General features: G+C 60.3%; 23 protein-coding genes. 11 read left to right on the top strand and 12 right to left on the bottom strand.

The window, feature by feature from the left end:
* Nucleotides 1–81: 81 nt before the first annotated feature.
* Nucleotides 82–1,425 carry an aromatic acid/H+ symport family MFS transporter gene (locus tag F0M17_RS05280; RefSeq protein WP_149596600.1) on the bottom strand — a complete coding sequence of 448 codons (1,344 nt, stop codon included), beginning with the start codon at nucleotides 1,423–1,425 and terminating at the stop codon, nucleotides 82–84.
* Nucleotides 1,426–1,537: 112 nt separating this feature from the next.
* Between F0M17_RS05280 and F0M17_RS05285 the strand changes: the two genes are divergently transcribed.
* The 3 genes from F0M17_RS05285 to F0M17_RS05295 all read left to right on the top strand — a co-directional run bounded on the left by F0M17_RS05285 (nucleotide 1,538) and on the right by F0M17_RS05295 (nucleotide 4,707).
* A complete protein-coding gene (locus tag F0M17_RS05285; RefSeq protein WP_084083599.1) occupies nucleotides 1,538–2,017 on the top strand; it encodes a thioesterase family protein in 480 nt (159 codons plus the stop codon).
* 197 nt (nucleotides 2,018–2,214) lie between these two features.
* Nucleotides 2,215–3,003: a cyclase family protein gene (locus F0M17_RS05290; RefSeq protein WP_038989623.1), complete on the top strand. Its 789-nt coding sequence runs from the start codon at nucleotides 2,215–2,217 to the stop codon at nucleotides 3,001–3,003.
* A gap of 51 nt (nucleotides 3,004–3,054) precedes the next feature.
* Complete coding sequence (locus F0M17_RS05295; RefSeq protein ID WP_149596601.1) at nucleotides 3,055–4,707, top strand: thiamine pyrophosphate-binding protein; 1,653 nt, start codon at nucleotides 3,055–3,057, stop codon at nucleotides 4,705–4,707.
* Nucleotides 4,708–4,831: 124 nt separating this feature from the next.
* On the opposite strand, the gene F0M17_RS17600 is transcribed toward F0M17_RS05295, so the two are convergent.
* The 6 genes from F0M17_RS17600 to F0M17_RS05325 all read right to left on the bottom strand — a co-directional run bounded on the left by F0M17_RS17600 (nucleotide 4,832) and on the right by F0M17_RS05325 (nucleotide 11,625).
* Nucleotides 4,832–5,008, bottom strand: a complete 177-nt coding sequence (locus F0M17_RS17600) for a hypothetical protein (RefSeq protein WP_210416696.1) — start codon at nucleotides 5,006–5,008, stop codon at nucleotides 4,832–4,834.
* A gap of 218 nt (nucleotides 5,009–5,226) precedes the next feature.
* Nucleotides 5,227–7,623: a bifunctional salicylyl-CoA 5-hydroxylase/oxidoreductase gene (locus F0M17_RS05305; protein WP_149596603.1), complete on the bottom strand. Its 2,397-nt coding sequence runs from the start codon at nucleotides 7,621–7,623 to the stop codon at nucleotides 5,227–5,229.
* A gap of 64 nt (nucleotides 7,624–7,687) precedes the next feature.
* On the bottom strand, nucleotides 7,688–9,319 hold the full coding sequence (locus F0M17_RS05310; RefSeq protein ID WP_038989619.1) for an AMP-binding protein: 1,632 nt from the start codon (nucleotides 9,317–9,319) through the stop codon (nucleotides 7,688–7,690).
* 34 nt (nucleotides 9,320–9,353) lie between these two features.
* Complete coding sequence (locus F0M17_RS05315) at nucleotides 9,354–10,244, bottom strand: acyl-CoA thioesterase II (RefSeq protein WP_149596604.1); 891 nt, start codon at nucleotides 10,242–10,244, stop codon at nucleotides 9,354–9,356.
* Nucleotides 10,241–10,723 carry a cupin domain-containing protein gene (locus F0M17_RS05320; protein ID WP_149596605.1) on the bottom strand — a complete coding sequence of 161 codons (483 nt, stop codon included), beginning with the start codon at nucleotides 10,721–10,723 and terminating at the stop codon, nucleotides 10,241–10,243. The genes F0M17_RS05315 and F0M17_RS05320 overlap by 4 nt, the downstream gene beginning before the upstream one ends.
* A 41-nt stretch (nucleotides 10,724–10,764) precedes the next feature.
* Nucleotides 10,765–11,625 carry a fumarylacetoacetate hydrolase family protein gene (locus tag F0M17_RS05325; protein WP_038989617.1) on the bottom strand — a complete coding sequence of 287 codons (861 nt, stop codon included), beginning with the start codon at nucleotides 11,623–11,625 and terminating at the stop codon, nucleotides 10,765–10,767.
* 144 nt (nucleotides 11,626–11,769) lie between these two features.
* Between F0M17_RS05325 and F0M17_RS05330 the strand changes: the two genes are divergently transcribed.
* On the top strand, nucleotides 11,770–12,189 hold the full coding sequence (locus tag F0M17_RS05330; protein ID WP_038989616.1) for a RidA family protein: 420 nt from the start codon (nucleotides 11,770–11,772) through the stop codon (nucleotides 12,187–12,189).
* A gap of 73 nt (nucleotides 12,190–12,262) precedes the next feature.
* Here F0M17_RS05330 and F0M17_RS05335 read toward each other — a convergent pair whose 3' ends face one another.
* Nucleotides 12,263–13,135: a PaaX family transcriptional regulator C-terminal domain-containing protein gene (locus F0M17_RS05335; protein ID WP_038989615.1), complete on the bottom strand. Its 873-nt coding sequence runs from the start codon at nucleotides 13,133–13,135 to the stop codon at nucleotides 12,263–12,265.
* Between the two features lie 74 nt (nucleotides 13,136–13,209).
* Nucleotides 13,210–13,770, bottom strand: a complete 561-nt coding sequence (locus F0M17_RS05340) for a purine-nucleoside phosphorylase (RefSeq protein WP_038989614.1) — start codon at nucleotides 13,768–13,770, stop codon at nucleotides 13,210–13,212.
* Nucleotides 13,771–13,891: 121 nt separating this feature from the next.
* Here F0M17_RS05340 and F0M17_RS05345 point away from each other — a divergent pair, with 121 nt between their 5' ends.
* From F0M17_RS05345 to F0M17_RS05355, 3 genes are all read left to right on the top strand, one after another.
* Entirely contained in the window at nucleotides 13,892–14,383 is a 492-nt protein-coding gene (locus tag F0M17_RS05345) for an S-ribosylhomocysteine lyase (protein WP_038989613.1), read from the top strand.
* A gap of 142 nt (nucleotides 14,384–14,525) precedes the next feature.
* Complete coding sequence (locus F0M17_RS05350) at nucleotides 14,526–14,918, top strand: hypothetical protein (protein ID WP_149596606.1); 393 nt, start codon at nucleotides 14,526–14,528, stop codon at nucleotides 14,916–14,918.
* Between the two features lie 176 nt (nucleotides 14,919–15,094).
* Nucleotides 15,095–16,465: a M16 family metallopeptidase gene (locus F0M17_RS05355; RefSeq protein ID WP_371737256.1), complete on the top strand. Its 1,371-nt coding sequence runs from the start codon at nucleotides 15,095–15,097 to the stop codon at nucleotides 16,463–16,465.
* Between the two features lie 70 nt (nucleotides 16,466–16,535).
* Here F0M17_RS05355 and F0M17_RS05360 read toward each other — a convergent pair whose 3' ends face one another.
* Both F0M17_RS05360 and F0M17_RS05365 read right to left on the bottom strand, forming a co-directional pair.
* A complete protein-coding gene (locus F0M17_RS05360) occupies nucleotides 16,536–17,270 on the bottom strand; it encodes an alpha/beta fold hydrolase (RefSeq protein ID WP_149596607.1) in 735 nt (244 codons plus the stop codon).
* A gap of 92 nt (nucleotides 17,271–17,362) precedes the next feature.
* The gene (locus F0M17_RS05365) at nucleotides 17,363–17,773 is read right to left on the bottom strand and encodes a hypothetical protein (protein ID WP_038989612.1); all 411 of its coding nucleotides are present in this window, start codon (nucleotides 17,771–17,773) and stop codon (nucleotides 17,363–17,365) included.
* A 194-nt stretch (nucleotides 17,774–17,967) separates the two neighbouring features.
* Between F0M17_RS05365 and dapB the strand changes: the two genes are divergently transcribed.
* Together dapB and F0M17_RS05375 are read left to right on the top strand one after the other, a co-directional pair.
* Complete coding sequence (gene dapB / locus F0M17_RS05370) at nucleotides 17,968–18,726, top strand: 4-hydroxy-tetrahydrodipicolinate reductase (protein ID WP_038989611.1); 759 nt, start codon at nucleotides 17,968–17,970, stop codon at nucleotides 18,724–18,726.
* Nucleotides 18,723–19,175: a tetratricopeptide repeat protein gene (locus F0M17_RS05375; protein WP_038989610.1), complete on the top strand. Its 453-nt coding sequence runs from the start codon at nucleotides 18,723–18,725 to the stop codon at nucleotides 19,173–19,175. Before dapB ends, F0M17_RS05375 begins: the two co-directional genes overlap by 4 nt.
* A 60-nt stretch (nucleotides 19,176–19,235) precedes the next feature.
* Here the strand turns inward: F0M17_RS05375 and F0M17_RS05380 are convergent, their stop codons facing one another.
* Nucleotides 19,236–20,540: a heparan-alpha-glucosaminide N-acetyltransferase domain-containing protein gene (locus tag F0M17_RS05380; protein WP_210416697.1), complete on the bottom strand. Its 1,305-nt coding sequence runs from the start codon at nucleotides 20,538–20,540 to the stop codon at nucleotides 19,236–19,238.
* Between F0M17_RS05380 and dapA the strand changes: the two genes are divergently transcribed.
* Together dapA and F0M17_RS05390 are read left to right on the top strand one after the other, a co-directional pair.
* Nucleotides 20,476–21,387 carry a 4-hydroxy-tetrahydrodipicolinate synthase gene (dapA, locus tag F0M17_RS05385; RefSeq protein ID WP_038989608.1) on the top strand — a complete coding sequence of 304 codons (912 nt, stop codon included), beginning with the start codon at nucleotides 20,476–20,478 and terminating at the stop codon, nucleotides 21,385–21,387. The two genes, F0M17_RS05380 and dapA, sit on opposite strands and share 65 nt — an antisense overlap.
* Nucleotides 21,388–21,406: 19 nt before the next feature.
* On the top strand, nucleotides 21,407–23,113 hold the full coding sequence (locus F0M17_RS05390) for a ribonuclease J (protein WP_038989607.1): 1,707 nt from the start codon (nucleotides 21,407–21,409) through the stop codon (nucleotides 23,111–23,113).
* Nucleotides 23,114–23,142 lie beyond the last annotated feature (29 nt).

The raw sequence follows: 23,142 nt of genomic DNA on the forward strand, positions 1-23,142 counted from the left end.
CAAGAAAGAACCGTGGCACACCACCGCCAGGGGGTATGCCACGGTTCGCGGCCGAAGGCCGCGGACGAGAGAAGACCAGTATTATTCGGAGGCCAGCGCCCGCTGCGAGTCAACTGGCTGCGGTGCGCTTACGGTGATTCGCGGAGGAATCAGTGCCACAGAAATTGCGGCGATCACGCCGACGACAGCAAAGAATACGAAGTTGAACTCGAAGCTGATTCCTGTTGCCGCGATCCAGCCGCCGATGATGGGACCAGAAATTGCGCCGATGCGGGCGAAGGACAAGGCCCAGCCTGTGGCTGTGCCGCGCTGCGCGGCCGGATAGTAATCGGCGATGTATCCGGTGAGTACCAGCGAGGTAGAAATCGATCCGATGCCGGCAAAAGCCACGAAGAACAGGTTGACCAGCATGGTGTTGGGGAACATCAACAGCAAGATGCCGCCAGCGCCGAGCAGGTAGAAGATCACCAGAATTGTCTTCTGCCCGTACTTGTCGGCCAGGAAACCCAGCGCCAATCCGCCGGCAGCCGAGGCAAGGGAGAAGACCAGCAAGAAGGTCAGCGAGGAACCGAGGTTGTACCCGGCGCTGCGCATGATCTGCGGCAGCCAGGTATTCAAGCCATAGACCAGGACCATGCCGCAGAACAGCGAGATCCAGAAGAAGATCGTCGAACGCAGGTACGTGCCGGAGAACATGGAAGCCATGACTTGGCGCCAAGGGGCTTTTCCGGCGGGAACCGGCGGCGCAACGGGTTCGTAGTTGCAGATGCCCTGCCGGGCGGCCAATGCCTTGGCTTCGCTGATCCGGCCCTTGGACACCAGATACTCAAGGGACTCCGGAAGCATCCAGGCAACTAGCGGAAGCAGCACGACAGGAAGCGCACCCACCGCGATGACCCCGCGCCAGCCCAGGGTGGGCAGGAGCGACATGGCGACCAAAGCAGCCGCGACGATTCCCAGTGAATAGCCCGAGTACATGATTCCGTAGTTCAGCGACCGCTTCTTGGGTGGCGAATACTCGATGGTCAACGCAGCGGCCACCGGGATGATGCCGCCCATGCCCAGTCCGCCGATCAGCCGGAAGAGCCCGAACATCTCCGGGGTTGGGGCAAAGGCGGCACCGGCCTGGGTGATGGTGAAGACCAGCATGGCCAGCAGGAGCATGCGCTTGCGCCCGATGATATCGCTGAGCGTGCCGATGAACAGCGCGCCGAAGAGCATGCCCACCAGCGCGTAGGCGCCCAGTCCTCCGAGCTCCATGGGGCTCAGCGACCATTCCTTGTAGTCTGCCAATGCCGGGAGCACTGCACCGAGCACGCCAACATCGTAGCCTTCAGCCAGGATGGCGAGCCAGCACGCGAAGAGCACCATTGTGGTGGTTCGTTTGGGGATTTTCCAATCCGCGGATGCGGGGGAATTTTGCATCTTTTCACTCTCCTTGGGTGGGTTGGGCGGAATTCGGTGAACACCAATAGGATTATCACGTTAAAGTGACGTGCGTTACAATAGCAATACAGAATAATTGAGGGGGATCTTGATGCCGAATTCCGCTAGGGCAGATGAACCGAGCGAAGTGCCGCTGCCTCCGGCTGCCGACTTCATTGCTTCAGGAATCGCGGGAACGTCGCTGGAGCGCACTATCGAGTGGGTGGATACCGATGCTGCAGGGCACCAGCACAACTCGGCCATCCTGCGCTTCGTCGAGGCGGCCGAAGCCAAGCTGTTCCGTGAGGCCGGTGCGCAGTCCTACTTCTCCATCTCGCCGCGAGCCAGGCATGAGGTCGACTACCGGGCCAAGCTGTATTTCGGCCAAGTGGTGACCGCGGCGGTGCGCGTGGAAAAAGTTGGACGCAGCTCCATGACCTTCGGATTCAAGGTCTGGGGACATCCGCATCGAGATCGCGGGCTCGTTGTTGCCGCCGAAGGCCGCTTTGTAACCGTGTGTGTTCCTGTCGGCGCGGAGAGCTCGGCCCCCTGGCCTCAGGAAATCCTCGAGAGTATCGAGGCTGGTTCCTGACTTGGATTCATCCCTCGCTCGCGTACCGCCAGGCGTGAGTGCCCGTCCGTGCATTGCGGATCATGGTCTCATTTGGGCATGTTGTTGGTTCCTGGTGGCGCGACTGGTAGATTGAACCTAATTTGGTAAATGTGACGATCGTCATAATTACTCTAGGGTTCACATGGCCCTGGATCACCTTTGCCCGAGGAGACGCAATGCCTGCCATAGAAGAAGCCGATCTGAACACGATGCTGACGGCGTTGGCCGCCGGCACCATCCAGGTCCACGACTTGACTGCTCCGCTGTCGGACACCACACCGACCTTGGTGTTGCCAGATCCGTTCTCGAACCTGATCGATTTCAGCCTCGAGGAGGTTTCGGCCTACAACGAGCCTGGTCCGTTCTGGAAACACCACAATATCCATACGGGTGAACATATCGGAACCCATATCGATGCGCCGATCCATTGGGTTTCAGGTCGAGAAGGCAAGGATGTGTCGCAAATCGATCCGCAACGGCTAGTGGGTCCGGCAGTCGTGCTGGACTTCAGCGAACAAGCGGCAGCCGATCCGGATTTCCTCATTGATGCTGTGCACCTGCACCAGTGGCAAGAGGACCATGGAGCCTTCCCTGCCAATGCCTGGCTCCTGTTCCGTACAGGGTGGGAGAAGCATGACCATGACAAGCAGGCTTTCTTGAATTTCGACGCGTCCGGCTCGCATACGCCGGGTTTCACCTCCGAATGCGCCAAGTACATTGCTGAGGAACTGGACATTTCCGGTATTGGTGTGGAGACCGTGGGAATTGACGCCGGCAGGGCCGGTGAACTGGATCCTCCGTTCCCCATGCATTATTTCCTGCTCGGTGCCGACAAATACGGAATCACCTCGCTGAAGAATCTGGACAAGCTGCCGGCTTTCGGTGCCATGATCGTCGTCGCCCCGCTGCCCATCGTCGGAGGCACTGGTGCGCCAACCCGGGTACTGGCAATGGTTCAGAAATGAGGTTCCGGCGATCCGTGGCCACCGGCATTGCGCAGAAAGAGAGGAAAACCAATGAATGTCGCTGAACTAGTTGGCAAGACCTTGGCCGAACTCGGAGTGGGACATTCCTTCGGGGTGGTTGGCAGTGGAAATTTCGCTGTCACGAATGCGCTGATTGCGAGCGGGGTGCCGTACACCGCTGCTCGGCATGAAGGCGGAGCAGCGACGATGGCCGACGCCTATTCGCGCACCAGCGGCAAGGTTTCTGTGCTGTCGGTGCATCAGGGCTGCGGCTTGACTAATGCCGCCACGGGTATTGGCGAAGCTGCCAAATCCCGCACGCCGATGATTGTGCTCGCGGCCGAGGCGGCACCTAGCGCGGTGTACTCGAATTTCGCCATGGACCAGGATGCGCTAGCGGGCTCTATCTATGCCATTTCCGAACGCGTGCACAGCTCCCAAAGTGCGGTGGCCGATACAGTTCGTGCTTACCGCAGGGCTGTCAACGACCGGCGGACCGTGGTGTTGAATCTGCCACTGAACATCCAAGGCCTCGAAGCACCGGAAGTCCCTGCTGCAACCGAGATCGTTCCGATGGAGCCGATTCGCCCATCGCGTGCCGCGGTGCGGGCACTGGCAGTGCTGATCGAGAATGCCCGGCGCCCGGTGTTCATCGCCGGACGTGGCGGACGCGGCGCCAAGGCAGAGATTCTCGCGCTTGCTCGGCACAGCGGGGCACTGGTGGCGACCTCGGCGGTGGCCAAAGGCTTGTTCAATGGCGAGGAATTCAGTCTCGGGATTTCCGGCGGGTTCTCTTCGCCGCTGGCTGCGGAGCTGATTTCCGGCGCGGATTTGATTGTGGGATTTGGCTGCGCCCTGAATATGTGGACCATGCGCCATGGACGTCTCATATCCGATGGCACCAAGGTAGTGCAGGTGGATCTGGAAGAGCCCGCGCTGGGAGCGAATCGTCCGATCGATTTGGGCGTCGTCGGCGACTCGGCGCAATGCGCGCGCGACGTGCTGGAATATCTTGAGGCGCAGCGGATGCCGATGCGCGAAGGCTACCGCACCTCTGCGGTGCGCCAGCGGATCGACGAAGGCGCCAACTGGAGTCATGTTGACTATCGGGATCTGTCCACGGAAGACTGCATCGATCCGCGAACCTTGACCAAGGCGCTGGATGAGTTGCTGCCGAAAGAGCGCCTCGTCAGCGTGGACTCGGGCAACTTCATGGGGTATCCCAGCCAGTTCCTGTCAGTTCCCGACGAGCACGGTTTCTGTTTCACCCAGGCATTCCAGGCGATCGGCCTGGGGCTGTACACCGCTATCGGTGCGGCGCTGGCCCAACCCGGCCGTTTGCCAGTGTTGGGTACCGGCGATGGCGGATTCCACATGGCCATCGCCGAACTGGATACTGCGGTCCGGCTGAAGCTGCCACTTGTGTGCATCGTCTACAACGATGCCGCCTACGGGGCGGAAGTGCATCATTTCGGCGAGCCTGGCACGGAACAGAATATGGATTCGGTGACTTTTCCGGACAGTGATTTCGCAGCCATCGGCCGTGGCTTCGGGGCTGATGGCATCACGGTGCGCACGCTTGCGGATCTCGCAGCGGTCGCCGAGTGGCTAGGCTCGGATCCCGACCGGCCGCTGATCATTGACGCGAAAATCGCTTCGGACGGCGGCGCCTGGTGGCTCGCGGAGGCCTTCAAGGGGCACTAACCCTGTGCAGGAATAGCGGTTGCTGCTTGGATACCCTGGCGCGGCGTGCACAAAGTGCGCAACGCCGGGGTCTTCTTTTTTCGCTAGAGGACGCCGCTGACGTTCTAGGCATTGCGCGCCTGGCCTATAGTCCGATCGCATCTTGCCAGGCGCAGGTTCCAGCCTGCGCCAGCTTCAAGCGTTTGCGCAACTGGAAAGACACGTCAGCGACAGCCAAGGCGAATGGAATGCCAAGGAGCAATGCCATGGAGAGCTGTTGGGCGAACAAAGTCGGAACCAGCATTGATGCTGTCGTCGCCAAGGGCATTCTTGCCCAGCTGGCGCGAGCTCAATTGCTTTGAGAGGCCGGCTTCACGCTGCGCGATTTGAGCCCGAGAAGGATTCATTGAATAGTCCAAAGACGGTTCCGTGATGGACCGGGATCCGTGCCAAGTCCCGCATGCTGGTTCCCGGCCCGGCAAAAAGCCGCAGGTTCGACGGCCCTGAATGGGCCGTCGAACCTGCGGCTTGCAGTAACAGCTATGCGCTGGTTACCAAATTAGAGGGTTCGGACTTCTTGTCCGGCGTCCAGCGAAGATGCGTTTGCTCCAGCTCCTCGTTCTCGCGGACCAGCGCGAGCCGAGGGCGCACGGCATCCGTGCGCGCGGCAGGCGGCTTGCGGCGTCCAGCCTTGAACTGCAGCGGCCACGTTGCGCCGTCGCCGATGTAATCCTGTTCGGCAGCTGCTTGCAAGGTCCACTGCGGGTTGTAGAGGTGGGTACGGCCCAGCGCCACCAGGTCGGCACGTCCCGCCAGCAGGATCGAGTTCACGTCGTCGTAGGAGGACACGGCACCGACAGCGATGACCGAGGCTCCTGCCTGTGCGGCAACCTGGTTGCGGATCTTGTCAGCGAACGGGGTCTGGTAGCTGCGCCCGAAGGCCGGCTTCTCGTCCTTCACAATCTGCCCGGACGAAACATCGATAAACTGCGCGCCGTGGGCGATGAACGCTCGGGAGATGTCAACTGCGTCATCGTCGGTATTCCCGCCCTCGGCCCAGTCGGTGGCCGAAACGCGCACGCCGATGGTCTTGTGTGCTGGCCAAGCTTGGCGGACCGCATCCAGCACTTCCAGCGGGTAGCGCAACCGGTTCTCCAGGCTGCCGCCGTACTCGTCGGTGCGCTGGTTGGACAGCGGGGAGAGGAAGGACGAGAGCAGGTAGCCGTGGGCCATGTGCACTTCCAGCACGTCGAAGCCTGCGGCATCGGCACGGCGGGCTGCTGCAACGAACTGTTCGCGCACCTCGTCCATCTGCGCACGGTCCATTTCCACCGGTACGTGGCAGCCTTCGCCATAGGGGAGTGCACTCGGGGCGATGACTTCCCAGTTGCCTTCTTCCAGCGGCTGGTCGATGCCTTCCCACATCAGTTTTGTCGAGCCCTTGCGGCCCGAGTGACCCAGCTGCACGCCGATCTTGGCATTCGAGTTTCCGTGCACGTAGTCGGTCACGCGCTTCCAGGCTTCTGCCTGCTCATCGGTGTATAGGCCGGTGCAGCCCGGGGTGATGCGCCCGATATCTGAAACGCAGACCATTTCGGTCATCACCAGCCCCGCTCCGCCCATTGCCTTGGAGCCCAGATGGACCAGGTGGAAGTCACCGGGCACTCCGTCGGTGGCCGAGTACATGTCCATGGAAGACACCACTATTCGGTTCACCAGGTCGGTGTTGCCCAATCGGTGCGGCTGGAACATCGCTGGTGCCGCGGAAGGTGAAGCGTTGAGTCGAGCGAAGTTCTCGTCTACCTGCTGTGCAAATCCGGTATCGCGCAGCTTGAGATTCTCATAGGTGATGCGCCGCGAGCGGGTGAGCAGGTTGAAGCAGAACTGAACCGGGTCCTGATCCTTATACTGGCCAATGTTCTCGAACCATTCCAGCGAGGCCTGGGCCGCGCGCTGGGTCGATTCCACCACCGGGCGGCGCTCGGTCTCGTAGGCGGCAAGTGCCGAGTCCACGTCGGCATGCTCATGCAGACAGGCGGCGAGGGCCAGGGCATCCTCCATGGCCAGCTTGGTGCCCGAGCCGATGGAGAAATGGGCGGTGTGCGCGGCATCGCCCAACAGCACGATGTTCTCGTGGCGCCAATTCTCGTTGCGTACCGTGGTGAAGTTGATCCACTTCGAGTTGTTGGTCAGTACTTGGTAGCCGGCCAGTTCCTCGGCGAAGATCTCCGCGACCTTGTCCACCGACTTCTGGTCACTCACGCCGGGGGCGAAGACCTCATGCTCGGTCTCATCGAATCCGGCCGCACGCCAAACATCCTCGTGCATTTCGACGATGAAAGTCGAACCCTCGTCGGAATATGGGTAGCCATGGATCTGCATGGTTCCGGCATCAGTTTCCTTGACAAAGAATTTGAAGGCCTCGAAGACCTGGTCGGTACCCAGCCACATGTACTTGGAAGTCCGCGGATCTAGGGTGGGCTTGAAGGAAGCTGCGTACTTGGTGCGCACCGCGGAATTCAGCCCATCGGCCGCGAGCACCAGATCGTAGTCGGCCGCCAGCTGCTCAACATCCGGGGCAACGGTGGAGAAGCGCACATCCACGCCCAGCTCGAGGCAGCGGCGCTGCAGCAGCTGCAGCAGTTCCTTGCGGCTCATGGCAGCGAACCCCTGGCCACCCACGGTGTGCATCTGGCCTCGGAAGTGGATATCGATGTCGCTCCAGCGGGCGAAGCGCCGGGACATGTACTCGGCCACCACCGGATCGGCATTGCCGATGCCTCCGAGGGTCTCATCGGAGAACACCACGCCGAAGCCGAAAGTGTCTGATGCGGCATTGCGTTCCCACACGGTGACATCGTGGTGTGCATCCAGCTGCTTCATCAGGGCCGCGAAGTACAGGCCGCCAGGGCCGCCGCCGATAACTGCAATCTTCATGGTGTGTCCTTTCATCAGCCCCGGAGGGCGATTGGGCCGTGGCCCGAAAATTTTCTGGGTAGTTTTATGCGACCGGCGAGCTGTTGAAGGCCTCGCGCAACTTGAAGTGCTGCAACTTGCCGCTGGGATTGCGCGGCAACTCGGTGACGAAGCGGATTTCCCGCGGATACTTGTATGGAGCGATCGTTGCCTTGACGAAATCCTGCAATTCCTTGGCCTTGCCGTCATCAGCCTGGGCACCTTCGACCAGGACTACGAATGCGCAGACGATCGATCCGCGATTTGGATCAGGGCGGGCGACTACCGCGTTTTCCAGCACCTCGGGATGCTGATCCAAGGCTTGTTCGACTTCCGGTCCGCCGATGTTGTACCCGGAGGAGACGATCATATTGTCGCTACGGGCCTGGTAGGTGAAGTAGCCGTCCTCGTCCCGGGAGAAAATGTCCCCGGTGATATTCCAGCCGTCTTCCACGTAGCTGGTCTGCCTCGGGTCATCCAGATAGCGGCAACCGGTCGGCCCGATGACTGCAAGTCTGCCGGGTTCGTTGTCCGCGGCTTCGTTGCCCTCGGGGTCCAGCACCGTGGCGCGGAATCCAGGAATCGCCTTGCCGGTGGTTCCCGGCTTGATGTCCGGGCCGGCGGCAGAGACGAAAACGTGCAGCATCTCGGTGGAGCCGATGCCGTTGACAAGTTCCAGTCCGGTGGCTTCCCTAACCTGGTGCCAGGTGTCGGCTGGCAGGTGTTCTCCGGCAGAGACTGCGATACGCAAGGACTTGAGCATCTCGGCCTTGCCGTTCTTCAAGATGGCCCGGTAAGCGGTCGGCGCGGTGAACAGGATCGTTGCCCCCGCCGCGTGGGCTTGTTCGGCCAGCTGCACCGGGGTGGCGCGTTCGGTCAGCAGCGAACTGGCACCGAAGCGCAAGGGGAACACCACCAGCCCGCCCAGCCCGAAAGTGAAGGCCAACGGCGGGGAACCGGCGAAGACATCGTCCTTGGTCGGTTCCAGGATGTAGCGGGCGAAGGTATCCGCATTGGCCAGGATGTCGCGGTGGAAATGCATGGTGATCTTCGGAACGCCGGTGGTTCCCGAAGTCGGTCCCAACAACGCCACATCGTCCGCGGCCGTGGCCACCGCGGCGAATTCGCCGGACTTCGCTGCAGCTTTGCGGACCAGGTCCTCGGGTTCCGCCCCGCCATAGCTGATCACCGGGTAGCTGCCGCTACTGGCCGTGAGCGCATCCTCGGCGAAGCGATGATCGGTGATCATTGCCGTCGGCTGGGTCAGCGCCGCCAGTTTGGCTATCTCTGCGGAGCGCAGGGCCGCCATGGTGGTCACCACGACGCCACCGGCCTTGACCACGCCGAGCCAGCAGGCCACGAGCCATGCATTGTTCGGTCCACGCAGCATCACCCGGTTTCCCGGTACCAGCCCGTAGTCCTCGACTAGCACCTGGGCTACCTGGTTAGCCCGCTGGAGCAGCTGTCCATAGCTCAGGCTGGTGCCATCGGGTGCCAGCAGTGCCGTGCGCTCAGCGCCGAACTGCTCGACAGCCTGGTCGATCAATACTTCGGCGGCATTTAGCCGGTCCGGGTACTGCAGCTCGGGCAGCGTGAATTCCAGCGTGGGCCATAATTCCGGTGCGGGAAGATGATCTCGGGTAAAGCTATCATCATGTGCTGAAGGTGAAAGTTCCATGAGGCAACTCCGTTGGCAGATTCGGTGGAAAGTCCTAGTGGGCATTCCGCGCGGGGCGGATCATTCCTTCTTGGGCTACGGTGGCAAGCAGCTTGCCATCGCGGGCATAGAATCGCCCGATGGCCAAACCACGGTTGTCTTGGCTTGAAATGGCTTCCTGGGCGTAAAGCACCCATTCATCCATCCGCCCTTCGCGGTGGAACCACATGGAGTGATCCAGGCTGGCGGTCACCAGTCCTTCGTCTCCCCAGCTCAACCCGAGGCTGCGCATGATCGGCTCCAGAATCGTGTAATCGCAGACATAGGCCAGCGCTGCCTTTTGGATCACCGCATCATCGGGCAGCGGGGAAAAAGCTCGGATCCAAACGGCCTGGCTACCGGTCTTCTCGCGCTCGCCGGGAAGGTAGATCGCTTCGGGAACATGGCGCATGTCGAAGCTGCGGCCCCCGGCCCAGTATTTGGCGGCATCGCCTTCGACGCCCTCCAATACCTGGGCTGCGCTGGCCAGTGACTGCGGATCCAGATCAAGGGATTCGCCCGGGGCGTCAATTGCATATTCGGCCCCGTCTTCGGGCACGTGGAAAGATCCCAGTGCGCAGTAGACCGGCTTGCCGTTCTGGAAAGCGCGCACTTGGCGGGTTGAATAGCCACGGCCATCGCGCAGATGCTCCACCTCGTAGCGGACCGGTTGGTGCATATCCACGGGCCGCAGGAAGTAGGAATGCATCGAGTGCAGCTTGCGGTCTGTGCCAACCGACTTCATCAGCGACAGGGCGCCCTGGGCGACCATGTCGCCACCGTAGGCCTTGGGCCACGGCACGTACTGCGGAGTGGCGGTGAAAGCCTGGTCGAAGACTTCGGCCTCGCACTCGGCCATGTTGATGGCGTCCAGGAAAACCTGGGCGGACAGTGATGTGGTGTTCATGCTCGGCGGTATCCTTCCAAGGTTTCGTCGGCGACATCGGGCAGGTTGACCACGATGTTCTCCGGGGTCCGGGCGGTGAGCCACACCAGTTCCTCGGTGACCGACATGTTGGCCTCGACATGGGGCATGAACGGAGGGACGAAGACCCAGTCGCCGGCTTTCATATCTGCGTACTGCTCGTAGTTCTCTCCGTAGTAGATCCGGCCGTGTCCGCGCAGCACGTAGCCGCCGGTTTCCGCCTCCCCATGGTGGTGCGGCAGGGAACGGTAGCCAGGGACGTTGGAGACCTGTCCGAACCAGATCTTGGTGGCCGGGGTGTGCTGGATGCTCACGCCGGAGACGCGGATGCAGTCACCGGACTGTGCGGTGTTGGTGTCCTCGGATCCTGCCCGGGTGACTACGGGGACAACCTGTCCATTTTCGGAGGCGTAGATCGAGTTATCGCCCTCGGTGCGGTAGGTCATGGGTGTTTCGGTCATGATGTGCTCCTTCGGTGTTGGTTGCTGGATGCTGTTGATGGTCATTGGGATAGGGCTGGGCTGTTTACCCGGATCCGGAATTTGTTGGAGAGGATGCCGATACCGGGGATTTCGGTTTCTATCCGGTCCCCGTCAGCGAGGAATCGCGGTGGTTCCATGCCCATCCCGACTCCTCCGGGGGTCCCGGTCAGTACGATGTCTCCGGCACGCAAAGTGGTGAATTCGGAAATGTAGCTGATCAGCCGCGCCGCGGAGAAGACGAGCGTCGAGGTGTTGCCGCGCTGCACTTCCTCGCCGTTGATGCGGCAGATGACCTCCGCCCCGGCAACCGGGTCGATCTCATCTGCCGTAGCCAGCACGGGACCCAGGGGAGTGGTGCCATCGAAGGCCTTGCCCTGGAACCATTGCAGGGTGCGGCGCTGCCAGTCGCGCATCGAAATATCGTTGGCTACCGTGTATCCCGCAATAGCGGCCTGGGCTTCTTCCAATGACGCTGAGGATGCATCTGAACCAAGCACAACTGCCAGTTCAGCCTCCCAATCCACATTGGTCGAGGAAGCGCTGGAGATCTCCGCGTCGGGATCTGCCAGGGTGTCTGCGAACTTTGCGAACAGTGTGGGGTAGTCGGGTAGTTCGCGTCCCATTTCAATGATGTGTTCGCTGTAGTTCAGCCCGCAGCAGACCACCTTTGCGGGTGCTGGCAGCGGATTGAGCAGCCGGGCCTGCCCCGCTGGGATGAGATCGTCTGCGGTGCCGGATGCCAGAGTTTCTGCGGCGGTTGCTTTCCAGTCCTGACGCTTGATGAACTCGCTAAGATCGCCAGCTGGCAGGGGCAGGTATCCCTGATCGGTCTGGATTGCCGCCAGGCTCTTCCCGCCGGCGTTGATCGTTGCGAGCTTCATGAGTGCATTCCCTTTGTTCGTGAGTGAAAATCTATGTGTCGACTTTTTTACCGTCGTCACGTAAGCTCAATGTAGCACGCATCACAAAGATGGCGCTAGAGCTAATTGGGGCAAATTTCATGCACCCGGTACAAGGAGTGGGAAATGACTGAAACCAAGCTGCACCGCAACGAGACGATCAACCCGGCATCCATGGCAAAGCCCTCTGGATATGCCCACGGAGTTAAAGCGGGAGATACTGTCTATCTCGGCGGCCAGACGGCGTTGGACAAGGACATGAATATCGTTCCCGGTGGCATTGTGGAGCAGTTCAAGCAGGCTTTTTCAAACGTGCTGACCACCCTGGTTGAAGCCGGGGGGCGTCCGGAGGATCTGACCAGTGTGACCATATACCTGACTGATGTGGATGATTACATGGCACATGGCAGAGAAATTGGGCGCCTTTGGCGCGAGATGGCCGGTTCGGAATATCCAGCAATGGCCGGAATCGGGGTCAGCCGACTGTGGCAGAAGGAAGCCCTGATTGAAATCCAGGGTGTGGCTGTCATCCAGGACCGCGACTAGCCCCGGAATGCGGAAAAGGGCTGCGAAACCAATCGGTTTCGCAGCCCTTTTTCCTGTGGCGAGAAGGCAAGGATCAGCGTTGTTCGCTAATCACCCGTTGCACATGCCGTGACGCGAGCGGCGACAATAGGGTATGCAGGTCTTTGAATAACGCTTCTGCCTTCAATGCGTTCCAACCCTCCGGGAGCAACTCGGCTGGCAACCCCGGGTCGGAATAGGGGAATCGGCGCCACTGTGTAAGCAGTATCAGATGGTCAGCGAAGCCCTGAGCATCGAGCTCAGCGCTCTGCTGCGTATTGGCGCGTTCCTTCCAGAATTCCAGCAGTCCCTGATTTTCCTCTAGGAATTCGGAATACATTGCTTCCAAGGTTCCTAGATCCCACCAAGAATTCAGGTTCTCTCGCAACTGCACGCCGCCGATGTGCTCGGCCAGGAAGAACTCGAAGTACTTGTCCAAGCCATGCCGGGTAAAGTAGCCCAAAGCGGGGTCCTTGGCATGTTCCGGTGCTATCCAGAGTCCGGGAACCACCGAACCGAAGCCCATGCGCACCAAAGCGGAACGAATCTTGTGCCGGATATTGCGCTGGGTTTCGGGGACCGTGAAGGTTGCCAGCAGCCAGCGATCTTCGGCCGTTGCCCGGCGCGGATGGAAGATCCGCTCATCGCCTTCGGCGAAGGTGGTCAGCACCGATTCGGACAACGAGTATCCATTGCGGCCGCGGACTTGCACGCTTTCGATTATTCCGCGCTTCTTCAGCCGTGAAATCGAGGAACGAGTACCCGCAGGCTCGACTCCCACGTCCTGCATCAAGGAGATGATTGCTGCCACCTGCAAGGCTCCATCATGCTGGCGGGCATGCATTCCAAAGAGCGAAACGATGAGCTGGTGGTGGCGGGGCATGGAGACCTCTACTGCACCGACGTGTGGTTTTGCCTGTGCTGTCATGGAACTGTCTCCCTTCGATGCTGGTGTAACAATAATAGAACGAGCCTTCAGCCTGCGGTCGCGTCGGCGGCCTGCTAGACCAGATGCTTGTCGAAGAACTCGCGCAGCTGGACGCTCTTCTGCTTGGCGATGTCATCCCATTCGTCGATCGACGCCGAATCGTCCGCGTAATCGGATGGGATCTTGAAGATCTGCAGCGGGACATTGAAGCGCTGGCAGATGCTGGCGTAGGCGTAGCCTTCCATGTCGACGAGCGAGGCGCCCAAAGACTTGATGTGGATGCGCTGTTCGTCATTGGAAACAAAAACGTCACCGGTAGCCATGGTGGCCTGGAAATCAGGAAGCAGAATTTCACCTGCGGGATCCACATCCGCCGAAGGCAGCGGGAAATCGTGCTGGATCAGCTTGGTGACCTGGTAAATGGTGTCCAGGCTCGGGCGATCTTCACCGGCATGACCTACAACGCCGGCGGTGCCCAGTACTACGACGTTCTTGATGTTGCCCTCAGCGAGCACTCCAGCCAAGGCTACCGATGCGTTGATCTTGCCAACACCGGAAACGAGGTGCTCGACATCTGCAAAGGCTACGGCTTCGTCTGCGTGCGCAAAGACGAGCAAGGACTTCTGGTCCGACATGAACTTCCCCTCTAAAGAAATCGGCTCGGGGAGTGCTGCCCCGAACGTCCTAAGAAGTCTATCGGTTACCTCCTTCACTGAGGTCTCGATTCGCCAGACGGTGAGCAGATAGACTTTGCATATGAGTGATATTGAACTTGCTGAAGTTGAAAGCTTTGCACTGGACCACACCAAGGTGAAGGCGCCGTATGTGCGCAAAATCGGGGTGGAACACGGTCCCAAGGGCGATGCCATCACCAACTACGACATCCGTCTAGTCCAGCCAAACCACGGCGAGATTCCAACGGCTGGCCTGCACACCATCGAGCACACCATGGCTGGTTTGCTGCGTACCCGCATTGATGGCCTGATCGATTTCTCCCCATTTGGCTGCCGCACCGGCTTCCATATGATCCTGTGGGGCGAACCGACCCCGGCGGTTGTCGCCGCTGCTATCAAGAGCTCGCTGGAAGACATTGCCGAGAAGGTTACCTGGGAGGATGTTCCGGGAACCGAAGCCGTGAGCTGCGGCAATTACCGTGACCATTCACTGCACTCGGCTCGCGAATGGGCGAAGGTCGTCTTGGAACAAGGCATTAGCCTTGACGCGTTCGATCGTTCCAAGATTGCCTAAGCAGTAGCTTGTGAACTGGAAATCCCGTGTGTTCTGTTGGGGACGCGCGGGATTTTTTCTTGCTTGGCTGTTTCCTGGCCTGGCAGAAAGGCAGGCGCCAAGCCGTAAATAAGCCGCAGAACCACTGCGAGCAGGCGCTAGCATGAAGATCATGCGCAGAGTTCTTTCCTTGGCATCAGTACTGGGCGCCATGTCGTTGGCTGTTAGTGGATGCATGAATTTCGATGCGGCAAGGACATCCAGCATCGGCAAGGAATGCCAATCGGCAATCCAGCGGCAGAACCAAGCCTGGTCCGATCCTGAATCATCCCAAGAGATGATCGGCGAAGCCGAGAAAAAGTCGCTTAGTGCTTGCAAGGACCTCGATGAGTGGAGCACTGCTGTCTCCTATAATCCCGGATCGATGGGATATCCGGAATTGAGTACAGAAGATGCCGCGAACACCGTTTACCTTGCCTGTGCCTCCAGCGACCCAGCGCGGCGGACCCCAGTGTGCGCTGATGCCGCGAAACGCGGATATCTCGATGCGACATGACCTGCAAATCTGCATGACGGTATTTCGATAGCAGCGGTTCGATCTCGTAATCTCCCAGAATGTGATGGCTCCATCACCAATGAGCTATTGCCTTCAAATAGCGTTTCTATGGGAGAATGAAAGACAGTGTACTTAGCTTGAAATCGCTATTCTCGACGAATTAAGGACGTATATTCGTGGCCATGATTCCATTGCCGTTGCATTCGGTGGAGACCACGCAGTTTTCTCCGATTGACCCGGCGGACCCGACGTTGGTCCACCGCGGCGAAGGCGGCTCTGAAGTCCGGCGCAGCATCCTGCCTGGTGGCGTACGAGTCCTGACGGAAGCGATGCCCGGACAGCGGTCCACTACTGTGGGATTCTGGGTTCCGGTCGGTTCCCGCGACGAGGAAGCAGGACACTACGGCTCCACCCACTTCCTGGAGCACTTGCTCTTCAAGGGCACTGCAAAGCGAACCGCCTTGGAAATTGCCCAGTCCTTCGACGCAGTGGGCGGCGAATCGAACGCAGCCACCGCCAAGGAATCGACCTGCTATTACGCCCGGGTGCTTGACACGGATCTGCCGATGGCGCTGGAGGTCATCGCTGACATGGTCACCTCAGCGGTGATCGATCCGCAGGAACTGGAGCAGGAGCGCGGGGTGATCATCGAAGAACTTGCCATGGATGCAGATGACGCGATGGACGTCGCCCACGAGCGCTTCGTTGCCAACGTCCTGGGCGATCACCCGCTGGGACGGCCTATTGGCGGAACTCCAGAAGAGATCATGGAGATCTCCCGCGAGGCAGTCATGGAGCACTACCGTGCGCACTACCGCCCAAGCGAGCTGATTGTTACTGCCGCAGGTTCCCTGGAGCACGACAAGCTGTGCGAGCTGGTTCTCAAGGCGCTGGCTGAAGCTGGCTGGGAACTGGACCCGATGGCCGTACCGGAGCCACGCCGCATGGGCGAGCCGGCACAGATCACCTCGAAGGCCGGGCTGGAAGTCATCAACCGCCCGGGCGAGCAAGCCAATATCATCATGGGCTGCTCGGGCATCACCGGCCACGACGACCGGCGCCAGGTGCTAGCGGTGCTGAACGCTGTGCTCGGCGGCGGCATGAGCTCCCGCTTGTTCCAGGAAATCCGGGAGAAGCGCGGACTGGTGTACTCGACCTACTCCTTCTCCGCCGCCTATACGGATGCCGGATACTTTGGCATGTACGCAGGTTGCGCCCCGGCCAAGGCGGCTCAAGTTATCGGGTTGCTCGGCGACGAGTTGGATCGCTTGGCCAAGGACGGCATCAGCGAGTCTGAATTGGCGCAGGCCAAGGGCCAACTATCCGGCGGAACGGTGCTGGCCTTGGAGGATCCCGGAAGCCGCATGTCCCGTTTGGGCCGGGCAGAAATGATTACCGGCGAATTCCAAGATATCGACGAAGCCCTGTCCCGCGTCAATGCAGTCACCGCCCAGGATGTGCAGCAACTGGCTCAGGAACTGGCGGCCAAGGATCGTGTGATCACCGTGGTAGGACCGTTTGAGAATGAAGCCGTGTTAGGCCTCTAGAATCCACTGGCAGTGCCCCTTGGACCGAATCTGCCGAAGTCGGTTCACGGGGCATTGCCGTTTTATTTGTTCAAGCAACGGCTTCGACTAGCGCCGCAAGCTCGGGCGCATGGGAGAAATTGAACCCATGCGCACCGTGGCGCATGACAGTAAGCTTGGCCTGCGGGGTTTTGGCGACCAAGCGAAGACCGAACTCCGGGGGAGATAGCGGATCCCGGGTGCCGCATACGACATCAACCGGGCAGTGCACTGTGCGGAGCAAATCGATGGTGGAGTAATCCAGCATCTGGGCACAGCTTTTGGCCCACCAGGGGATACCGCAACGCAGGTAGTCGACGAGCAAGATTGCCTTCACCGAGTTCAACTCATACGGGAAATCCTCGAAGAGCCGGCGTGCCTGCCTGAAGAGCGTCGCCTCGCGGTCGTTGACCGCTGGAGCTGCAATGATCAGGTGCTTGACCAGATCGGGCCACGCGCGGGCCAGCTCAATGGAAACCTGCGCACCCATGGAATGCCCGAGGACAATTGCGTTCTCAACCTTCAGCTCGCGCAACGCCAGTGCCACCTCGTGTGCAAAACGCGGTACGGTCACCGGGCGGCCATCATCGAGATTCTTGCCATGGCCGGGCAGCTCGGGAACGATCACCCGATGCTTCTGCGCCAAGATGTTTGCCAGCGGAGTGAAATAGCGGCTGGAAGCCCCGAGCCCATGCAGGAGCACCACGTCGGGCCCCTGGCCCGCGACTCGAACCGAGAGCCTGGTTTTCAAGGATTCGGGCAAATGCCCAAAGTGCTCGTGGCGCACGCCAGCCTTTCATCGTGCGAAAAGTGCGCACATACTATCGGTAGGGAAAATCGGCACACTCGCCAGAAATGGCGAGACGAGCACCAAGGGAGCTAGCCGCCCACCCCGGTCGAATGCTGATTAATGGCGGAACGGAGATCTTCCGGGAAGAGTTCCTTCACGTCTTTTTCGTAGTCGGAACCGTCACTTGGACGACGCAGTTCTTGCCCGTCGATGCGGAATGGGAAGGCGTCGGCTTGAGCCGCAGCATCCGCGGATTCCTGGCTATCGGGTGCGCAGGTAGCCCAGCCGTAGGTCGTGGAATCCTCGATTCGGAAAACTTCTACCTGGCATGTCGGTGATTCGATAACTGTTCCCTGCTCTTGGACGATATCGATGATTGATGCTCGTTCGTCATCCGACAGGGTGATCGGTTCGCTGCCAGAACCGCAGGAAGTGCATGCGAAGGTCGCGGCGAGGATTGCACCGATGCCGAAACCGATACGCTTAATTTTCTGACCCATGGCCCTGCTCACTATTTGGGAACTCCTGACACATATTTTTCCCCTATTTGCTGGGCAAAACAAGTTGGACTGGCCGTAGGGTGCCTCCGCAATGATTTGCCGACTGCTCCCTGCTGAGAAGCCGTTGCAAAACTCGAGAGAGATCACGTCATCGTTGGCAGGACTGGTGCGTTCAGGAGGATAGGCTTAAGCCCATGAGTGCACAGATCAAGGTGGCCGTGCTCGGCGCGGCAGGACGAATGGGCTCGGAAGCGGTCAAGGCCGTGACTGAGGCTGCAGACATGGAACTGGTTGCAAGCTTGGGGCGAGGCGACGACCTGTCGCAGATCCTTGAAGCCGGAGCAACCCACATCGTTGACCTTTCCGTGCCAGCTTCCACCGAAGACAATGTGCGTTTCGCCGTTGAGCATGGACTGCATGCGGTCGTCGGCACCACCGGCTGGGATGATGCCCGCCGGGCAAATCTGGAAGCGTTGCTGAGCGAGCATCCCGAAGCCGGTGTGCTGATTGCGCCCAACTTCGCCCTCGGCTCCGTGCTGGCCAGCGCGTTCGCTGCCACGGCAGCGAAGTACTTTGAATCCGTCGAGATCATCGAACTGCATCACCCCAATAAGGTGGACGCTCCCAGCGGCACCGCGGTGCGTACCGCTGAACTGATCGCCAAGTCGCGTGAGGCCGCTGGGGTACCTGCCAGCCCTGATGCTACCGAGACCCAGCTCGACGGTGCCCGCGGTGCAGTTGTCGATGGAATCAACGTCCATTCGGTCCGCTTGCGTGGCTTGGTAGCCCACCAGGAAGTGCTCTTTGGCGGACCCGGCGAGCAGTTCACGTTGCGCCATGATTCCTTTGACCGTGCCTCGTTCATGCCGGGCGTCCTTCTGGGCCTGCGCACCGTTGGTTCCCGTCCGGGGTTGACCTATGGGCTCGACGGCTACCTGGAGCTGGGCCAGTGAAAACCAAACTCTGGGTAGGCGGCATTCTGCTGCTGTTCGCGCTGTACATTGGCATGACATTCACCCAGGCCATCCGACTGCTGAATACCGGGGAGCTGGTCGCCCAGATCATGGGCATTGCGATCTTGGTGATTCCTGCCTTGTGCGTCTGGATACTGATTCGCGAAGTGCTCTTCGGTTTACGCACCGAGAAGATGGGCAAGGCCTTAGCCGCTTCGGGTGAGCTGCCAGAAGATCTTCCACGCATGCCATCGGGGCGCTTCATCCGTTCGGCGGCCGACGCGGATTTCCCCAACCACCAGCGGGACGTGGAAGAGAACCCGGAGTCATGGAAATCCTGGTACCGCCTGGCGCTGGCATATGAAGCCTGTGGCGATAAGCCGCGGGCTCGCAAATCCATGCGTACGGCGATCACCTTTTGGCAAGCAGATCAGAAGGTCAGCCAGTAGAAATCACGAATACCAGCATCGTGCCGATGGCCCGGGCTCCTACGAGCCCGGGCCGTCGATCTAGAACTTCATCTTCGTTTCGGGATCGGTGTCAGCTCCGCTGAGTACCCTGACGCCATATTCCAGCGGACCGGATGCCCGGCTGAAGCCGAGCCAAATTCCGCAGACGGCAGTGGCTGAACAGAGAATCCACCAGATGGCCGTCGGATCCATGTTCTCTTTCATCGCCGGCAGCAAGATGATGTGTCCGGCGTATAGGGTCAGTGGTGCGTGGCCGGCGCCAGCCAGAATCCGGCCCAGCACGCCAAGTCGGCCAATAATCAGCGATAGCAGTCCGATGATAGCGGCAGCGCAGGCGGCGTTGTGCAGCGTGGACAGCAAGGAATTGCTGTGGCCGGTTGGCAACCAGAGGTAGGCGGGATTATCCAGGAACGGATCGAGATTGGTGCCCGGCAAGCGCCCGGTGGTGATCATTGTTGGAACGAGGGACAGATCCAGATCCAGTTCACGGGCTATGATCGCGGCATTCTTCATGCTTACCAGATGTCCCGCTGCATAGGTCGCCGCGGCGATGAGCGTCCCGGCCGCGGCAAGCAGACCAGCGGTTCTCGTGCTGTGAAGATTGCATCTTCCGATGGCTATTCCCAGCAGGCCGAATCCGAACCAGATCATCAAAGGGTAGTATCCGGTGACGACCAGATCCTTGAGGAGCAATTGCGGGGCGAGAAGGTCGCCGAAGCTTGGATTATGGCCCAGGGCGTTCCCCATCCAGCTGCCGGCCAGGGGCCGCCAAAGTGCCGGCATCAGCAGCAGCCACAAAGCTGAGACTACCCAAATGGTTATTCTTGAGAGCTTCAGAGTCAGCGGAAGCAATAGAAATAGTAGCCCATAGTGGACAAGGATGACTGCGATGGCTTCATTTATTGACCCAATTGCCATTCCGAGCACGGCAATAATTAATGCTCTCAGCACAAGGACTGAGTAAACCTTAGGGTGGGAGAAGCCCTTCCGGGCCAAGGATTTCGAGAGCAAACACAGGGATAATCCGGCCAGCACCATGAACAGGACCGATGCCCTGCCGGAGGCGACAGCCCCGGTAAACGTTGGGGAGTAGGCGGGTGCGCCGCTGATTTCATACAGTGCGAAGACGTGCGCGGCGAACATGCCGAGGATGGCGGCAAGCCGCGCCGCATCCACGCCCAGCAGGCGCTGGGAACTACCCGAATCGTTCATGGAATCATCGCACCACGAATAGTTCCGGGGATGCCAATGCAACATGCGCGAGTGTAGATTTAATCCCATGGCTACAAGTGCAATTGATAAGCAGGCATACCCGTTCGGAACCGTGCTGACCGCTATGGTCACGCCCTTCGACGAAGCGGGTGAAGTCGATTACGCGTTGGCCGCAAAACTGGCAACGAAGCTGGTTGATGATGGCTGCGACGGACTAGTTGTCACCGGCACCACCGGCGAGACCTCGACCTTGACCGATGAAGAGAACATCGAGATGTTCCGTACCGTCGCCAAAGCGGTGGGCGGCCGGGCCGCGGTGCTGGCCGGTTCCACCACGAACGACACCCGCCACTCCATCAAGCTTTCGCTGGCAGCCAAGGAAGCGGGCGTCGACGGTGTGCTGTTGACCACCCCGTACTACAACAAGCCAAGCCAGGCAGGCGTCATCGCCCACGTGAAGGCCATCGCCGAAGCTGTTGAGCTGCCCATCATGCTCTATGACATCCCTGGACGCACCGGCATTGCGCTGGCACCGGAAACCATTATCGAGCTGGCCAAGATTCCTCAGGTCATTGCGCTGAAGGATGCCAAAGCGGATTACCAGTCCACCACCACCGTGCTGGCCAACACCGATCTGCACGTGTACTCGGGCGATGACGGCCTGACCCTGCCGCTGATGGCGGCCGGTGCAGTCGGCGTGGTTTCGGTCACCGCTCACGTTGCAGCCGCCAAGTACCGTACGCTAGTTAATGCAATGCATGCAGGAGATCTGGCAACTGCACGCACCACACACTTTGAGCTGGACGCGATCCAGCGCGGCATCATGGGCCACATTCAGGGCGCCGTTGCCGCAAAATATGGACTTCACTGGCAGGGTGTCCTGCCGAACACCGTCGTCCGGCTGCCGCTGTTGGCACCGTCGGACGCAGAGCTAGATGCCATCCGCGCGGACCTACGTGAAGGTGGATGGGATCTGTAACGAAAGGGACTAACCACATATGACTGAGAGTTCAGTAGGCAAGGCTGACGCTGCGCGTATGCAGACTCCGGCGAAGCTGAAGAAGGGGACAATGCGCATTGTTCCCCTCGGCGGCTTGGGCGAGGTCGGCCGAAACATGACCGTATTCGAACTCAACGGGAAACTGTTGATCGTCGACTGCGGCGTGCTCTTCCCCGAAGAGCACCAGCCTGGCGTGGATCTGATCCTGCCGGACTTCTCCTACATCAAGGACCGCCTGGACGACGTGGTGGGCCTCGTGCTGACCCACGGCCACGAGGACCATATCGGTGCTGTTCCTTACCTGCTGCGCCTGCGCGAAGACATCCCTTTGTACGGGTCCAAGCTGACCCTGGCCTTCGTTGAAGCAAAGCTGGCAGAACACCGCATCAAGGCCAACACCAACATCGTGGTGGAGGGCGAGATCGCGCAGGTTGGCAACTTCGAATGCGAATTCGTTGCCGTGAACCACTCGATCCCCGACGCCCTGGCAGTATTCCTGCGCACCGAGGCCGGCACCGTGCTGCACACCGGCGACTTCAAGATGGACCAGCTGCCGCTGGACGGCCGCATCACCGACCTGCGCCACTTCGCGCGTCTGGGCGAGGAAGGCGTGGACCTGTTCCTGCCGGACTCCACCAACGCCGAAGTCCCGGGCTTCACCGTGGCCGAACGCGAGATCGGCCCGGTCCTCGAAGCCAAGTTCGCGCGCGCCCGCCGCCGCATCATTGTCGCGTCCTTCTCCTCGCACGTGCACCGTGTGCAGCAGGTGCTGGATGCGGCCGCGATGCACGGGCGCAAGGTTGCCTTCATCGGCCGCTCGATGGTGCGCAACATGGGCATCGCCGAACGCCTGGGCTACCTCGACGTGCCGCAGGGCGTGCTGGTCGACCTGAAGCAGATCGACTCGCTGCCGGACCACAAGGTCGTGCTGATGTCCACCGGTTCGCAGGGCGAGCCGATGGCCGCCCTGTCCCGCATGGCCAACGGCGAGCACAAGGTCCAGGTCAACCCGGGCGACACCGTCATCCTGGCCTCCAGCTTGATCCCGGGCAACGAGAACTCGGTCTTCCGCGTGATCAACGGCCTGATGCGCCTGGGCGCGGAGGTCATCCACAAGGGCATGGCCAAGGTCCACGTTTCCGGCCACGCATCGGCTGGCGAATTGCTGTACTGCTACAACATCCTGCGCCCGAAGAACGTGCTCCCGGTGCACGGCGAAACCCGCCACCTGATTGCCAACGGCCGGCTGGCCGCGCAGGCCGGTGTCCCGGAGGACAACGTGCTGCTGGCAGACGACGGTTCGGTCATCGACATGAAGGACGGCGTTGCGAAGCTCGTCGGCCAGGTCGAATGCGGATACGTCTACGTTGACGGCTCCAAGGTCGGCACCATCACCGACGATGACTTGAAGGACCGCGTCACCCTGGGCGAGGAAGGCTTCATCTCGGTCATCACCGTGATCAACCGCCAGAACGGCACGATCATCTCCGGCCCGGACATCCACGCACGCGGTGTGGCGGAAGAGGACTCGGTCTTCAACGAGATCAAGCCGAAGATTGCAGCCGCGATTGTGGAAGCAGTGGGCAACAACCCGAACCACACCACGCACCAGCTGCAGCAGATCACCCGCCGCGTGATCGGCTCGTGGGTATCGCGCAAGCTGCGCCGCCGCCCAATGATCGTCCCGGTAGTGCTCGAAGCCTAGACTTCCGGAATTATTGCCTCGAACCAATT

The organism is Glutamicibacter sp. ZJUTW (assembly GCF_008370855.1).
In the GTDB taxonomy this organism is placed as follows: Bacteria; Actinomycetota; Actinomycetes; order Actinomycetales; family Micrococcaceae; genus Glutamicibacter; species Glutamicibacter nicotianae.

Excerpts from the sequence above, each read along its gene's own strand:
- F0M17_RS05290 (WP_038989623.1), top strand. The coding sequence starts at position 2,215 with ATGCCTGCCATAGAAGAAGCCGATCTGAACACGATGCTGACGGCGTTG.
- F0M17_RS05320 (WP_149596605.1), bottom strand. The coding sequence starts at position 10,723 with ATGACCGAAACACCCATGACCTACCGCACCGAGGGCGATAACTCGATC.
- F0M17_RS05325 (WP_038989617.1), bottom strand. The coding sequence starts at position 11,625 with ATGAAGCTCGCAACGATCAACGCCGGCGGGAAGAGCCTGGCGGCAATC.
- F0M17_RS05345 (WP_038989613.1), top strand. The coding sequence starts at position 13,892 with ATGAGTGATATTGAACTTGCTGAAGTTGAAAGCTTTGCACTGGACCAC.
- F0M17_RS05305 (WP_149596603.1), bottom strand. The coding sequence starts at position 7,623 with ATGAAGATTGCAGTTATCGGCGGCGGCCCTGGCGGCCTGTACTTCGCG.
- F0M17_RS05285 (WP_084083599.1), top strand. The coding sequence starts at position 1,538 with ATGCCGAATTCCGCTAGGGCAGATGAACCGAGCGAAGTGCCGCTGCCT.
- F0M17_RS05315 (WP_149596604.1), bottom strand. The coding sequence starts at position 10,244 with ATGAACACCACATCACTGTCCGCCCAGGTTTTCCTGGACGCCATCAAC.
- F0M17_RS05340 (WP_038989614.1), bottom strand. The coding sequence starts at position 13,770 with ATGTCGGACCAGAAGTCCTTGCTCGTCTTTGCGCACGCAGACGAAGCC.
- F0M17_RS05335 (WP_038989615.1), bottom strand. The coding sequence starts at position 13,135 with ATGACAGCACAGGCAAAACCACACGTCGGTGCAGTAGAGGTCTCCATG.
- F0M17_RS05365 (WP_038989612.1), bottom strand. The coding sequence starts at position 17,773 with ATGGGTCAGAAAATTAAGCGTATCGGTTTCGGCATCGGTGCAATCCTC.
- F0M17_RS05310 (WP_038989619.1), bottom strand. The coding sequence starts at position 9,319 with ATGGAACTTTCACCTTCAGCACATGATGATAGCTTTACCCGAGATCAT.
- F0M17_RS05330 (WP_038989616.1), top strand. The coding sequence starts at position 11,770 with ATGACTGAAACCAAGCTGCACCGCAACGAGACGATCAACCCGGCATCC.
- F0M17_RS05350 (WP_149596606.1), top strand. The coding sequence starts at position 14,526 with ATGAAGATCATGCGCAGAGTTCTTTCCTTGGCATCAGTACTGGGCGCC.
- F0M17_RS05280 (WP_149596600.1), bottom strand. The coding sequence starts at position 1,425 with ATGCAAAATTCCCCCGCATCCGCGGATTGGAAAATCCCCAAACGAACC.
- F0M17_RS05390 (WP_038989607.1), top strand. The coding sequence starts at position 21,407 with ATGACTGAGAGTTCAGTAGGCAAGGCTGACGCTGCGCGTATGCAGACT.
- dapB (WP_038989611.1), top strand. The coding sequence starts at position 17,968 with ATGAGTGCACAGATCAAGGTGGCCGTGCTCGGCGCGGCAGGACGAATG.
- F0M17_RS05295 (WP_149596601.1), top strand. The coding sequence starts at position 3,055 with ATGAATGTCGCTGAACTAGTTGGCAAGACCTTGGCCGAACTCGGAGTG.
- dapA (WP_038989608.1), top strand. The coding sequence starts at position 20,476 with ATGGCTACAAGTGCAATTGATAAGCAGGCATACCCGTTCGGAACCGTG.